The 12,685-nt window shown below is 63.2% G+C and carries 22 protein-coding genes; 21 read left to right on the top strand and 1 reads right to left on the bottom strand.

All coding sequences use genetic code 11. The features are described 5' to 3' along the window. The first annotated feature begins 9 nt into the window (after positions 1–9). The 21 genes from ACIQ09_RS06490 to ACIQ09_RS06390 all read left to right on the top strand — a co-directional run bounded on the left by ACIQ09_RS06490 (position 10) and on the right by ACIQ09_RS06390 (position 12,360). On the top strand, positions 10–288 hold the full coding sequence (locus ACIQ09_RS06490; RefSeq protein ID WP_398307400.1) for a type II toxin-antitoxin system RelE/ParE family toxin: 279 nt from the start codon (positions 10–12) through the stop codon (positions 286–288). A 12-nt stretch (positions 289–300) separates the two neighbouring features. Further along, on the top strand, positions 301–609 hold the full coding sequence (locus ACIQ09_RS06485; protein ID WP_398307398.1) for a HigA family addiction module antitoxin: 309 nt from the start codon (positions 301–303) through the stop codon (positions 607–609). A gap of 85 nt (positions 610–694) precedes the next feature. After that, on the top strand, positions 695–1,402 hold the full coding sequence (locus ACIQ09_RS06480) for a hypothetical protein (RefSeq protein ID WP_398307396.1): 708 nt from the start codon (positions 695–697) through the stop codon (positions 1,400–1,402). A 337-nt stretch (positions 1,403–1,739) separates the two neighbouring features. Continuing rightward, positions 1,740–2,075, top strand: coding sequence for a helix-turn-helix domain-containing protein (locus ACIQ09_RS06475; protein ID WP_398307394.1), 336 nt, complete (start codon positions 1,740–1,742; stop codon positions 2,073–2,075). Beyond that, positions 2,072–2,320 carry a hypothetical protein gene (locus ACIQ09_RS06470; RefSeq protein WP_398307392.1) on the top strand — a complete coding sequence of 83 codons (249 nt, stop codon included), beginning with the start codon at positions 2,072–2,074 and terminating at the stop codon, positions 2,318–2,320. Before ACIQ09_RS06475 ends, ACIQ09_RS06470 begins: the two co-directional genes overlap by 4 nt. Continuing rightward, entirely contained in the window at positions 2,320–2,493 is a 174-nt protein-coding gene (locus ACIQ09_RS06465) for a hypothetical protein (RefSeq protein WP_398307390.1), read from the top strand. The genes ACIQ09_RS06470 and ACIQ09_RS06465 overlap by 1 nt, the downstream gene beginning before the upstream one ends. Next, the gene (locus ACIQ09_RS06460) at positions 2,490–3,350 is read left to right on the top strand and encodes a helix-turn-helix domain-containing protein (RefSeq protein ID WP_398307388.1); all 861 of its coding nucleotides are present in this window, start codon (positions 2,490–2,492) and stop codon (positions 3,348–3,350) included. The genes ACIQ09_RS06465 and ACIQ09_RS06460 overlap by 4 nt, the downstream gene beginning before the upstream one ends. Further along, a complete protein-coding gene (gene dnaB / locus ACIQ09_RS06455; RefSeq protein ID WP_398307386.1) occupies positions 3,350–4,729 on the top strand; it encodes a replicative DNA helicase in 1,380 nt (459 codons plus the stop codon). The genes ACIQ09_RS06460 and dnaB overlap by 1 nt, the downstream gene beginning before the upstream one ends. A 203-nt stretch (positions 4,730–4,932) precedes the next feature. Continuing rightward, a complete protein-coding gene (locus ACIQ09_RS06450) occupies positions 4,933–5,325 on the top strand; it encodes a hypothetical protein (protein ID WP_398307384.1) in 393 nt (130 codons plus the stop codon). A gap of 13 nt (positions 5,326–5,338) precedes the next feature. After that, positions 5,339–5,536, top strand: a complete 198-nt coding sequence (locus tag ACIQ09_RS06445; RefSeq protein WP_398307382.1) for a hypothetical protein — start codon at positions 5,339–5,341, stop codon at positions 5,534–5,536. Continuing rightward, a complete protein-coding gene (locus ACIQ09_RS06440) occupies positions 5,514–5,741 on the top strand; it encodes a helix-turn-helix domain-containing protein (RefSeq protein WP_398307380.1) in 228 nt (75 codons plus the stop codon). The genes ACIQ09_RS06445 and ACIQ09_RS06440 overlap by 23 nt, the downstream gene beginning before the upstream one ends. Positions 5,742–5,844: 103 nt before the next feature. After that, positions 5,845–6,057 (top strand): helix-turn-helix transcriptional regulator, encoded by a 213-nt coding sequence (locus tag ACIQ09_RS06435; protein ID WP_398307378.1) that lies wholly within the window; start codon positions 5,845–5,847, stop codon positions 6,055–6,057. After that, a complete protein-coding gene (locus tag ACIQ09_RS06430; RefSeq protein WP_299881240.1) occupies positions 6,041–6,700 on the top strand; it encodes a hypothetical protein in 660 nt (219 codons plus the stop codon). Before ACIQ09_RS06435 ends, ACIQ09_RS06430 begins: the two co-directional genes overlap by 17 nt. Before the next feature lie 170 nt (positions 6,701–6,870). Beyond that, complete coding sequence (locus ACIQ09_RS06425) at positions 6,871–7,413, top strand: hypothetical protein (protein ID WP_398307375.1); 543 nt, start codon at positions 6,871–6,873, stop codon at positions 7,411–7,413. Next, positions 7,410–7,631: a hypothetical protein gene (locus tag ACIQ09_RS06420; protein ID WP_398307373.1), complete on the top strand. Its 222-nt coding sequence runs from the start codon at positions 7,410–7,412 to the stop codon at positions 7,629–7,631. The genes ACIQ09_RS06425 and ACIQ09_RS06420 overlap by 4 nt, the downstream gene beginning before the upstream one ends. Before the next feature lies 1 nt (position 7,632). Next, positions 7,633–8,073, top strand: a complete 441-nt coding sequence (locus ACIQ09_RS06415; RefSeq protein ID WP_398307371.1) for a Bbp16 family capsid cement protein — start codon at positions 7,633–7,635, stop codon at positions 8,071–8,073. Positions 8,074–8,085: 12 nt separating this feature from the next. Further along, positions 8,086–10,266, top strand: a complete 2,181-nt coding sequence (locus tag ACIQ09_RS06410) for a transglycosylase SLT domain-containing protein (protein ID WP_398307369.1) — start codon at positions 8,086–8,088, stop codon at positions 10,264–10,266. 448 nt (positions 10,267–10,714) lie between these two features. Continuing rightward, positions 10,715–11,143, top strand: coding sequence for a DUF3077 domain-containing protein (locus tag ACIQ09_RS06405; RefSeq protein ID WP_398307367.1), 429 nt, complete (start codon positions 10,715–10,717; stop codon positions 11,141–11,143). Between the two features lie 2 nt (positions 11,144–11,145). Then, positions 11,146–11,424, top strand: coding sequence for a hypothetical protein (locus ACIQ09_RS06400; protein WP_398307365.1), 279 nt, complete (start codon positions 11,146–11,148; stop codon positions 11,422–11,424). Beyond that, positions 11,421–11,723 carry a hypothetical protein gene (locus ACIQ09_RS06395; RefSeq protein ID WP_398307363.1) on the top strand — a complete coding sequence of 101 codons (303 nt, stop codon included), beginning with the start codon at positions 11,421–11,423 and terminating at the stop codon, positions 11,721–11,723. The genes ACIQ09_RS06400 and ACIQ09_RS06395 overlap by 4 nt, the downstream gene beginning before the upstream one ends. A gap of 169 nt (positions 11,724–11,892) precedes the next feature. Beyond that, positions 11,893–12,360: a hypothetical protein gene (locus tag ACIQ09_RS06390; protein WP_398307361.1), complete on the top strand. Its 468-nt coding sequence runs from the start codon at positions 11,893–11,895 to the stop codon at positions 12,358–12,360. Between the two features lie 35 nt (positions 12,361–12,395). Here ACIQ09_RS06390 and ACIQ09_RS06385 read toward each other — a convergent pair. After that, positions 12,396–12,685, bottom strand: a 290-nt coding sequence (locus ACIQ09_RS06385) for a hypothetical protein (RefSeq protein ID WP_398307359.1), incomplete at its 5' end; no start/stop codon positions are given.

Genomic DNA, 12,685 nt, shown 5'->3' with positions numbered 1-12,685 from the left:
CACTGACTCATGATTAAGAGCTTCGAGCACAAGGGGCTGAAAGCCTTCTTTGAATCCGGTAGCAAGGCAGGCATCCAGCCACACCACGCCGCCAAGCTCGCACGGCAGTTGGCAAGACTTCACGCTTCCCGAGCGCCCGATGACATGAACATGCCCGGCTGGCGGTTGCATCCCCTCGAGGGGAATCTGGCCGAGCATTTCGCCGTGACCGTGAATGGAAACTGGCGTTTGACCTTCCGCTTCGAGGGTGAGGACGCTGTTCTGGTGGATTACCAGGACTATCACTGAGAAGGATTTGAGATGACCACGATGCACAACCCGCCACACCCGGGCGAAACCCTACGGGAAGATGTGCTGCCGGCCCTGGGGCTGACCGTGACCGAAGCCGCCGCGCAGCTTGGCGTGACTCGTGCAGCGTTGTCCCGCGTGCTCAACGGCCGGGCTGCAATCTCACCGGAAATGGCCCTGCGTCTCGAAGGATGGCTGGGTGTGGAGAATGGCGGCAGCGCCGATGCGTGGATCGCCCAGCAGGCCGCCTATGACCTGTGGAAAGCGCGCATGGCTGGCATGCCTGTGGTGAAGCGAGCGCCGGAGCTGTTCGCCGCCTGACCGAGCACCACCGCCGCGCCTAGGTCGGCCAACCGAAAAGCGGGACACCTTCACCCGCCTGGCGCGGCGTCCTATTGAAGGGCGCTTGAAGGAGCGCAAGAGTATGTCTCATGATCAGGAAAGTACCGTCGTCGTCCCTGGTATCACCATTCAAGATTTTGCAGATGCTTGGGGAGGGCAAGAGGCTCCAGGCGACTATCTCCTCGCCATAGGCAAAACGAGGAGACTTCTCGAGGAGATTCGAGAAGCAGTGCGGAATGGTGATCTCGAAATTTTCGATCCATTTTTAGGGCGAGAAAGGTCGTTGCGCGAGTCTGAATCAGACGTGCATGCTCTGACACGAGGCTATTTAAGGGTGCTGCCAAACAGCATAAATGCTTGGCTAGAGTCTATCGGGATGACGGCTTTAACGTTGATCAACCACGCAACCGTGGCAGAGCTTGGCGGTGTGTCTTTGAGCGAGGACCGCGCTACTCAAGACCGCGAAGTGAAGCAGGTTTCAAACGTGGATCTTGGGGTAACCAAAGACCAAATAGTCGCTTGCTTCCCTCCGCGCAGAGGGCAAACCGACGAGCAATGGGAAAGGATGCTGGGCGATCCACCGAAATGGATGAGTCTGGCCCGGATCGATGCCGGAGGGAGGGGAATTCAATCCCGATGGAATCCCGCCAGGCTCGCCATGTGCCTTGCTGAAAAGGGGCACATGCGGCGCAAGGCTCTCGGAACCATCATCTGCCGCAGCTTTCCTCAGTACCTGGATGAGTGGGAGGCCTACACCGGTAGCTTTGACTGACTTACCGGCATTCACTACCGGCAAAGTTACCGGCAATTAGCCTCGAAACCCGCGTCATTGCTGGGTTTCGCTACCGGCGGTAGGGCTTCAAAAAACTGCCGGCAGTCAGAGTGGCATCACCTTCATAGACGAATGGTGATGCCATGCAGCAAACGATTCAAACCGCAGCCTTCGCGCAACGCTTGGGCTACAAATCCGCCAGCATCCGTACGGCCGTCTGGCGCAACGGCCACTTCAACGGCATCAAGCCGATCAAGCTTCCGAACGGGCGTCTCCTATGGCCTGCGGATTCCTTTGAGCGCTTGACCGCTGGCACCCCTAGCTAACAGGGGGCGCCATGACCAACAACAAAAAGGGCCGCTCCAACGAGAGCAGCCCCAAAGACGATTTCACCCACAATCATAGGCCTCCCGTTGTCACCGGGCAATGTGCCGAAGTTCTTGAGCTTCTGCGCACTGAGGGCAGTGTTCTGTCCTTCCGTCTGACCGCAGAGCTGGCCATCCCCGAAGCCGCCGCCCGCGTGCATGAGCTGCGGGCCAGGGGCTTCAACGTCCTCACCACGATCCTGCCGCAAGTCGAGTTTCGCGGACGCATCCGGCGCAGCGTAGCCCGCTATTCCCTGGGCGTCCCGCACTGGCCCGCCCCTGGCTTTCTTGAAGGGGGCGCCGCGTGAACACGATTCCAAACATCTCTCCACAAGCTGCAGAGCAGCGTGCCGCGGGTGTAGCCCAGGATCTTCTCGACGAGCTACTTCAGGCCGACAGCCAAGCTAAAGCCGTTGAAGTCATCGCGCACCACCTGACTATTGCGTTTGCAGAAGCGCGGGGCCCTGTGTGGGCTACTGCCGCTGGCCTGGCGTCCGTGCTGGTGCCGGTGCTGAAGGCCGGCGTCAGCGCATTACCGAAAGGCGGTGAGTGATGGCCGCCAAGATCAACGGCAAGGCAAGTGATCGGAATCCGAAGCCTCGTCTGAAGTCCCATTCTGCTGCGCAGCGGTATGAGACCTTGAAGGCCAACATCATCCATAAATGCCTCAGTCCCGCCGAGTACGCGCAAGCCTGCCGCCGTGCAGCTAGGAGGGCCGGCCTGTGAGCGTCCGCGTCCTCTCAAAAGTCTGGGATGGCTATCCTGGCGGCGGCTCTGAACTGCTGACGCTGCTCGCGTTGGCGGACTGGTCCGACGACGAAGGCAATTGCTTCCCTAGTGTTCGAAAGATCGCCGAGAAGGTTCGACTTAAGGAGCGGCAAGCACAACGTGTTGTGCATAGCCTCATCGCTGGCGGCTTTGTACACGTCACGGGAAACGAGCTGGGCGGGGCGCCAGGTTCAAGCAGGCGTTATCGCCTGAATCTCTCTCGTCTGACGGGTGTCTCCCATGTCACCCCTACGGGTGTAGCGGGTGACACCCCTCGGCGTCAGACGGGTGTCACCGAAGACGGGGACGGGTGTCATCCAAGACGGGAGACGGGTGTCGCCCATGACACCCTAACCGTCAGTGAACCGTCAGAGATACGTCAAGTGGTGGAGGAGCAGCCCTCTGTCAGCAGCAAAGCTGCCGACGCCTGCCCCTATGAGCAGATCGTTAATGCCTACCACGAAGCCCTGCCGAACAATCCCCGGTGCAAGGTCATCAGCAAGTCACGGAAGGCTGCAATCAAGGCCCGATGGACGGAGGCAGCCAAGCTGACGTCCAAGCCCTTCGGCTACAACAGCCGCGAGGAAGGGCTCACTGCCTGGAAGCAGTTCTTCGAGATCTGCGCCGACAGCGACTTTTTGACGGGGAGAACGCAGGGTACCAATGGCCGGCCACCGTTCCTAGCCGACATCGACTTCCTCACGTCTCCGTCCGGCTTCGCTCGTACGCTGGAGAACAAGTATCACCGGGAGGCTGACTGCCCACCCGCAGCGATCGTGCGTCCGCAGGATCAGATCTTTCGGGGGTGCGTCTGATGAACGTCCCCGACCTGCACAGCCTGCCGCCGCATTCTCTGGAAGCTGAGCAAGGCCTCCTTGGCGCGATCCTGGCCGATGGCCCCCGAGTCCTGGACCGTATCGAGGGGCTCGTGAGCGCCGATGCCTTCTACCGCGCAGACCATCGAGCGATCTTCTCCGCGGCGAAGGCTCTGCACGACGCCGGCAAGGCGGTGGATCTGCTCACGGTCTTCGACAGTCTGGAAGCCCGAGGCGAGGTGGAACGAGTGGGCGGCATCGCCTACCTGGGGGAGCTGGGCAACGGCGGATTCCTCGCCAGCAACGCGAAGGCCTACGCCCTGACGATCCGGGAGCGGGCCACCCTACGGGGTCTGCAGCAGACGGCCACCGACATCCTGGCCGCTTGCTCTACGCCCGCCGGCCGCTCTCCTGCGGACATCGCCGCGGAAGCTGAAGCCAGCATGCAGGCCCTCGTCGATCATTCCGATACGGAACCCTCGCGCCTCCAGGATGTGCTTTGCGATGTGCTCGGTGACGTGCAGGAGAGGATGGAGCGTGGGGGGCGGCTTGCAGGCCTTCCTACGGGCTTTGTCGGCTTCGACGATATGACCGGAGGCCTTGAGCCCGGGCAGCTCGTGATCGTTGCTGCAAGGCCCTCTGTGGGCAAGACCGTGCTCGGCTGCAACATCGCTGCCCATGTAGCAGCGGGTGGCTCACCGGTGCTGTTCTTCACCCTCGAAATGACCCGCCGCGAGATTGCCGCGCGCATCCTGGCCGCGCGCTCCGGCGTGCCCGTTTCGGAGATGCGCGCGGGCACCAGGGAGAGGGACGACTGGGACCAGATGAACACGGCGGTGGCCTCCTCCGCGTCCTGGAAGCTCTTCATTGACGACAGCCCAGCGGTCAGCGTCGCCTACGTCCGGGCGAAGGCACGACGCATCCAGCGCACCCACGGGCTTGGTTTGCTGGTGATCGACTACCTCGGCTTGATGCGCGGCACCGGCGACAACCGGGCGCAGGAGGTGGGCTCCATTTCCCGCGGACTGAAGGCCTTGGCCAAGGAGCTGAAGGTGCCAGTGGTCGCCCTGGCCCAGCTCAACCGCGCCAGCGAGGGGCGACTGGACAGGCGGCCCACCCTGGCTGACCTGCGCGACTCCGGCGAAATCGAACAGGACGCGGACATCGTCGCGATGCTCCACCGCGAATCCATGCACCGCGAGGCGCCGGAATGGGAAGGGCTCGCCCAGCTCTTGATCCGCAAGAACCGCAACGGCCCCACCGGTGAATGCCTGCTGGCCCTGGATGGCCCGCGCATGCGCTTCACCGATTACCACGGCCCTTGTCCGGTTGCCGCTCGGCCGGAGAAACCAGCCCAGCGGAAAGGGTTTGAGGCGTGATTGAGAGGGCACAGATGTGGCTCAGCGCAAGCGATGGGCTGTTGGGAAATGTTGAGGTCTGGATAGCTGCACTTCGGGCTCTCCTACCTGAGAAAACCTGAGATGCAGGATGTGCTCCAGGCGCATGGGGGCACAAAACAACACCCCAGCCCGACGCATCGCGCGCGATGTGGGCGGGCGATATACGAAGAAAGGAAGAAACCATGTTGATACCGATGGGCCTTCACAAAGGCAGGCCGATTGATGAACTGCCGTCACCGTACCTGCTTTGGCTGGTGAGCCAGGATCACATCCGCTTCTCTCGCTGGTCGATGATCGAGGAGATCCTTAGCGTGCTGGGCAAACGCTTTTCCGAGGCCGGAAAGCTCCTCGATGAACTGCGCGTTACCGAGGCGCCCCCGGCTAGGTGGGAGTCACCGGAGCGCAAAGCCGAGCGCCAGGCCGAGCGGGCCGAGAAGCTGCGCCAACTCGAGCAGCACCGGCTGGAACAGCGCATTGCGCGTCGTGAGGCGTGGTGTGTCGCCAAAGATCAGGCCGACATGAAGCGGGCGTCCGAGAAGCTGCGCGCGCGTTTGGCCCGTAACCGGCAGTCATAGGAGGCCTGAGCCCATGACCCTAAAAAAACCTGAAATCGCCGGGCGCCTTCCAGAGGCCGTCCGCCGTGCCTTGATTGAGGCGTCCCAGGTGGGCGCGCCCGACTCGCTGGAGCGCCGCTGCGCTATCGATGGTGCCATTGCACACGCGCGCCTCCGGCATCCCCAGTTCTTCAAAGTGGAGGAGCGGCATGAAAATCGTGGCAGTGAATGAAAAAGGGCAGCGGATCGGCGAGACGCACCCGCAGGCGAAGTACTCCAACGGGGAGGTTTCTTTGTTGCTCTCCCTGCGCGACCAGGGGCTGACCTATTCGCAAATCGCCCAGGCCTGCGGCATACCGAAAAGCACCGTCGCCCACATTTGCCGCGGGGCTCGGCGATGTCAGACGCCTGCCAGATACTCGATGGTTGAACGGTAGAAAACCCGGCCCAGTGCCGGGTTTTTCACTTTGTTCAATGGGGGTGCGCGTGCCGCGTTTGACGACAAATAAAGTCATCGCACGACAACCGATGCCGCCAACCATGCCCGACCTGATCAGCCTCGACGAAGCCGCAGAGCGCCTGAAGCTATCCCGCCGAACGATTGACCGCTACGTGAAGCGGGGCGAGTTTTGCGTGCTGTACGCCTTCCCCACCGGCCAGCTTCGTGTTGATGCGGCCGATCTTGACGACTGGCTGCGAGCCTTCCGTAAAACCCCCGCCCGGAGTGAATCCCACCATGACCACAAAGCTTGACCAACTTGAACAGGAAATAGCGCTTGCCGAGCGCGCGGCGGCTGAAGCCGCCAAGGCCAACCATGCTGCGGGCGTCGAACTGGCCCGGACGCCGGCCAGCGCCGCCGCCCTGCAAGGTGCTCGCGATGCGGCCCAGAAGCTCGCGGCAGCCGAGGCCGATCTCGACATGCTCCGCAAGGCGCGCGTTGCCGCCCAGGCCGCCGACGACGCCGACGCGAAGGACGCCGCCCGTGCAAAGGCAGTCGGCCACCTAGAGGCCGCGGAGCGCCTGCAGGTGGAGCGCATCCAGGCCGCCGCAAAGATCGACGAGATCCTGGACACGCTGAAGGCTGCCTGTGCCGACTGGAAGAGCCTCTGCACAGAGATGCGGACCGAGTCGCACGCGTTCTTCAAGACCACAGTGTATGGCCGAGGGGGTCACGACTATTCCCTGAGCGTGACGGCAAGCGAGATCAGCGCCGCGATGGCCGCTGAGCTGGATACCGCGACGCACGGCATGAACGACCACCACGCGTTGCAGTTCAGCTACATGCGTCACCACGCCGGCCAGCCAGAACGGGCGACGGACGCGGCGCAGTGCATGGGCAATGTGTTGCTGACCCGCATGCGCGAGGTCGCCAAGAAGGAGGGCCTGCTGCAATGACCAACTTGAACACGCTCTACGACGCTCCGTCGTCCGTAGCGGCCAGGGCCAGTGAGGCTCAGGCCGCTCCCCAAGGCTCTGCGCCGCTCTCAACGCTCTATGACGCCCCCACGGGGCCCGCGCAGCAAACCCAGGCCGCTCCTCCCAGCGCGCCGGCACCACAGCCCCAAGTGGAACGGACGTCGGATGAGCGTGCCCAGGAGGCGTTCTATGGCAAGCCGGAAGAGGTGCCGGCCGTCGAGGTGCCCGAGAACATCAAGGCCATGCGGGAGGCTGACGGCCTCCGCGCGCTGTATTCGCCGCAGGGGAGCTACGCATCGGTACTGCCCGATGATCTGTGGGCCGGCGACGAGACCGCCAAGGCCATCCCCGAGCCGGTGCAGCGTGCGGCCCTTGCCGAGCTGCGCGAGATGGCCGCCGATGTGGCGATGTCGCACGACGACGTGCGCGCCCTGCAGTCCATCGCCCGGCAGATCCCCGAGGCGCCGAGCGACGCCGACCGCATCGCCTGGCGTGAGCAGGCGGTCACCCGCCTGAATGAGACCTACGGCAACAGCGCCGCCCAGGCATTCCGGGACGCCCGCGCCTTCATCGCGCAAGACCCCCGCCGCGCCAAGCTCCTCGACGCCAAGGGCTTGGGCGATCACCCCGACACTGTGCTCATGGTGGCCCGCCTGGCCCGGCAGGCACGCATTCAAGGAAAGCTGAAATGACCGAAGAACAATGGGTCCCGCCCCTTACCCAGGGTGAGGCGCAGTCAAGGGCGCGCCTTGCTTTGCATCTTGAGAGCCAAGGAATGGCGCTTGAGGACGCACTCCGCGAGGGTGACACGCTGATCGCGTGCCGCCGGGCCTTCGGCCAAGAAACCTCATTCGATGAAACCCCGGACGCGGCCCCCTGGCCCGACTCTATTCAAAATCGGTGGAGCTGACATGGCATTTCGTGACGCAAACCTGATCTACAGCCGGGCCCAAGCAGTCCTCCTCCCCGGCGACACTGCATCGACCAACATCTACGACACCGGCAGCGCCTTGGCCTCGGACATTGGCCTTGCGGTTGATGACGTGTTCCTGTGCGTCGTCTGCAACACTGCCGCGACCTCCAGCGGTTCGGCGACCTTGCGGGCTGTTCTGCAAGATTCAGAGGATGGGGTGAATTTCTCCGACGTGATCGGCGGCGCCGTGTTCCCGGTGGCTGGCGTTGTTGCCGGCACGGCGCTCCTGCAGATCCCGTTCCCCACGCGGCTGCGGCGTTTCACCCAGGTGGTTTATCGGGTGGGCGTAGCACCGCTGACCGCTGGCAAGTTCGACGCATGCGTGACCATTGGCGTGCAGCGCAACCTGGCGCGCGCGAGCGGCTTCACGGTCGTCTGATAGGAGGATTTCATGCCGACAGTCCCCCGAGTTGATGCCCCCCTGGTCGGCGCCACGCCCGGCCCCTCCATCCGCCTTGACGCCCCGCAAGCTCAGAACTTCGCCGCGCGGCAGGGTGCGCAGATGGGGCAGGCGATAGAGACGGCTGGCGCCGAGGCGGCCCGCATTCACGCCGATATGGTCGATGAAGCAAACCAGCTGCGCCGCATCGATGCCCGCAATCGGGCGCGCGAGAAGTTGAACACCCTGATCTATGACTCGTCCGAGGGCGTGCTGGCGCAGAAGGGCATCGCCGCGCTCGAACGCTCGTCGAAGAAGGCGCTGCCGGACGAGTACGCCGAACGGTTCAAGGGCACTGTGGATGAAATCACGGCGACGCTGGGAAATGATCGGCAGCGCGAGCTGTTCAAGCGCGACGCAGCGGACATGCATCTACAGCTTAACGAAACTGCGCAGCGCCATCTCTTGAAGGAGATGGCCACTTACCAAGTGGGTACCTACGACGGCGCGATCAAATCCCAGCAGCGGGCCATCGCTCTGATGGGCGGCAACGGCCAGGACATGATCGACCCAGTGACCAAGCGCAGCCGCATCGATGACGCAACGGAGGAGATCCGCGCGGCGGTCTTCGCCAAGGCTCATCAGCTTGGGGTTCCGCAAGAGCTGGCCGAGCAGGAGGCGATCACCCAGCTTTCTGCGGCGCACCACGATGCGTTTGCCGCTGCGGTGCAGGCAGGCAAGCTCCAGTATGCAGAAGGGTATTTCAACAAGTACCGTGCCCAGATGACACCGGATCACATCCTGGCAGCGCAAGGGTTGATCACTAAGCAGATGGATGCAAAGGAGGCTACCACCGCAGCAACTCAGGCCATCAAGAACGCAGCCCCTCGCCTGGCGCCGACCGACATGGATCGGGCTTTCAATATCCTGCTGGGCACAGAGAGCGGCGGCAAGCAGTTTGACGACAATGGGCGGCCACTCACCAGCCGCAAAGGCGCCATCGGCATTGCCCAGGTGATGCCGGCCACCGCGCCCGAGGCCGCCAAGCTCGCGGGCCTGCCGTGGGACGAAAATCGTTACCGCACCGACGCCGAGTACAACAAGGCGCTGGGGCGTGCGTACTTCAACAAACAGCTCCAGGTATTCGGTGATCTGTCGCTCGCATATGCGGCCTACAACGCCGGGCCCGGCCGCGTCGGTGCCGCGCTGAAGAACGCGGGCAAGCCGGTGATGGTCGATGCCAACACCGACCCCAACGCCCCTCGGCAGATGACCTGGCTGTCACTGATGCCGAAGGAAACCCAGCAGTACGTCGCCAAGAACATGGCTGCGTTCAACGCTGGCGGCGGAGTGCCGCCGCGCCCAACGCTGGCCGACATCGACACGGAGCTGCAGAGTAATCCGGCCATCGCCGGAAGCCCGGCCCGCCTCAAGCTGGCCCGCGAGGAAGTGGCGCGGCAGTTCAAGATGCAGGAGGACGCGATCAAGCAGCGCGACGAAGGCGCACTGGCCGAGGCCCAGCGGCAGCTTGTCGCCAACGGCGGCAACTATGCCGGCCTGCCTGCCAGCGTTCGCAACGCCATCCCGCCGGGAAAAGTGGATGAGGTGATGGGCTTTGCCGGCCGGATCTCAAAGGGGGCTCCGATTGAAACCAATTGGGCTCTGTACTACGACCTGAAGACAAAGCCGGATCTGCTCGCCAAGACAAACTTAATGGCCTTCCGCGACAAGCTGGGGGACACGGAGTTTAAGGCTCTCGTCGGGCAGCAAGAAGACCTGCGCAGCGGCAAGGATCTGACCCAGGTTCGCACGACGCGCGACGTGCTGAGCCAGTACATGCGCGAGGCCGGGATCGACCCGACGCCGAAGGACACCGACAAGACGGGCGCCGAGAAGGTCGGGCGCATCTGGGCTGCTTTTGAGGCCAGAGTGAGAGAGCGCGAGCAGGCCAAGGGAGGCAAGCTCACGCCCGAGGAAGTCCAGAAAACGGCTGCCCAGCTCTTCACGAAGGTTGGCGTGTCCGGCCTGCTATGGGACAGCGAGAAGCCCGCTGTGATGCTGGAGGCTGGCGACAAGGTGAAGGTCCCGGCCGGCGAGCGCGCGAAGATCACCGCCGCCCTGAGCCGTGCCGGGCGCCCCGTCACCGAAGAAAACATTGTCGCGCTGTACCGGCGCGCACAAGGGATCAACTGATGGCCGACAACGACCCTACAAGCGCACCCTGCGCGCCGACTCAGCGCCGATGATGCTAGGCGGCGCGCGGCAGAGGCGGCGGATTACTGTCTTGGTCGATAGTGAAATGCTTGTGTCGCGGGTGCTGTACCGACTCTATCAAGCGTAATTTGGACGCATCAATGTGGAGATTTTATGGCTCCCCTTGACACCCGGGTATCTCCCGGAGCATCCTGATCCCGTCGCTGCAAACAACAGCGGCCGGGCTTGGCGGCCCGGACAAAATCTAGGCGGACAACCGCCCTGAGCGGTTTTTTTACGTCCGCAGCATGGTAGCGCCTATGGGCGGGCCGTGCGGGAGGGGAAACCCTGCCGGTTCCTAGATTCCGGTCCGCCAACCTGCACGGTTTCGCCCCCCAGCTTGGCGGCTGGAGTGCGGAAAAACTGACCGCAATCTAGGAGTCTCACCATGTCCCACCTTGCCCTTGTTTCGCCCGCACCCAAGCGGGGCACTGCTTCCCACGACTTTTTCCACTCCATCGACGGCAACCTGCTCCAGGTCCGCCAGGGTGCTGATTTGTCCGCCACGCTCATTCATGCGTCGTGCCTCTTGGACACGGCCCGTGCGTCCGTGCTGAGCGTGGCGGATGAACACCAGGACAATGTAGCCCATGGCGCGGCCTACCTGATCGAGCTGGCGCAGGGGCTGGTCAATGCCGCTGAGTGCGGCTTGAGCCCGGCTCAATCGAAGGCCGAAGAGAGCCCGCTTTCCTTCCTGCGCGAGGCTCTGGCCGACAGCCAGAAGCAAGCCAGCCAGGCGCGCACGGCCAAGATGCGGACTTATCACGACGGTAGGGCCTCCGCCTTTCAGATCGCAATCGCTGCGCTGGAGGGCTGATCATGACGATTCAGCGTATCTCGACACCCGTCAGGGTGGGGCTGCCTGCGGCCCGGCATCTGGCTCTGATTTTCCGCGAGCAGCTCGACATTGGTGACCGCGTGCGTTCCCTCCATGCCGGCCGCACCGGCACCGTGATGAAGGTCTATCCCGATGGCTCGGCCTGCATCACCTGGGACGACAAGCCGGCGCCGCTGTGTCTTGGTCATGAGCGTGTGCCGCGGTCCCTGCTCATCGTCCTGGGCTCCAGCGTCACCGAGAGCGAAGGAGGTGAGCTATGAAGACACTGAAGATGAAGCACGTTATTAGGGCTGCGTTGCCGATTACGGACGCGTACAAGACTACTCTACGTGGAGTCGAGATCCGTATGATTGGCACCGAGGAGGAGCTCATCGGCAGCGGAGCCGTTAAGTTGGGCGAGTTTCCCGGCCCTCGTCGAGGCTCGTGCCGGAATCACGCTGAAGTCCGCGTCGGCCGCAATGCGGATGGACGTTGCAATGTTCGAGTGTGGGGCATCCGTGCAGCCAAGCTGGATCTTGGCTTTCAGGACTTCATGAAAGGCCTGATGGCTGACCGGTAGAGCTCACTCATAAGCATCAAGAGGCCGGGTGTGGGCTAGCCATCTATTCCGGAACCCTGGAGCCCTCACCATGCCTGCTCCCCAAACGGTGGAGTAATCCACGCCACCACGAGAGGTCGGCTGACGCACAGCCGACGCTCGCTGCCCCTTTTGCCGCGTTGGAGGTGCCATGCAGACCGAACGCTACGGAACCCGGGATCAGGCGTATTCCGCCTGGCATCGGGCACAGAGTACCCGCCGCTATGTCGGCATTGAGGAGGCCGCCAGGCTCTCCATGATCGATCTGGACGGTGCCCTGTACGTCGAGTACGACGACCGGGACCGAGAGCCCTTGGCGCTCATTGAGACGGCCCGGGACGTGGGGCAGAAAACCAAGGCCTGCACGGTGACGGCACGGCTCGCCCAGCGCTCCGGGCTGCCGGCCTACGTGGTTCTGTACCAGGTGGGCCACGAGGCCAACCCGGCGGACCTGTCGCAGCCCGACATCCTGATGTTTCGTGTGCGGCGGATCTGGCCTCATCCTGAGGCGGCTTGGCGGCTGCTCACGCCCGGGAGCTGGGCGGAGGCGCTGTTGCAGATCAGGCGCTGGGCGTGCGCGAAGCTGGATGGTGTGGCGGCGAACGATCCGCGGTGGTAGTCATGTGCAGCCCTGAGGCTGGAGACGCTTTGGCTTCACGATTGGTTTCCACCTAAGGGTTCCATGTCTCCCTCGATTGGGCTAATGACGCCCTCGTCGATCAAGTGAGTTGGGGCCGTTGCCCACACGATCTCGCGTGCATTTATCTGAAGCAACTCTCCGTCCTCGTCATGAAATGCGGGGAATCTTTGGCTTTGGGGGGCACTTTCCAAAGCAGCGAAGAAGTCGCAAAGCTCCTCAAGATAGGGGGGGTACGTCGAGATCGGGGTTTCGCTATCTCGCAGATAGATACTCACTGTGTCCCCGTCCTCGGTTCCGCTTTTTT

The organism is Zoogloea sp. (assembly GCF_044344315.1).
GTDB lineage: Bacteria > Pseudomonadota > Gammaproteobacteria > Burkholderiales > Rhodocyclaceae > Zoogloea.
This window is presented reverse-complemented; position numbering and strand designations above follow the sequence as displayed.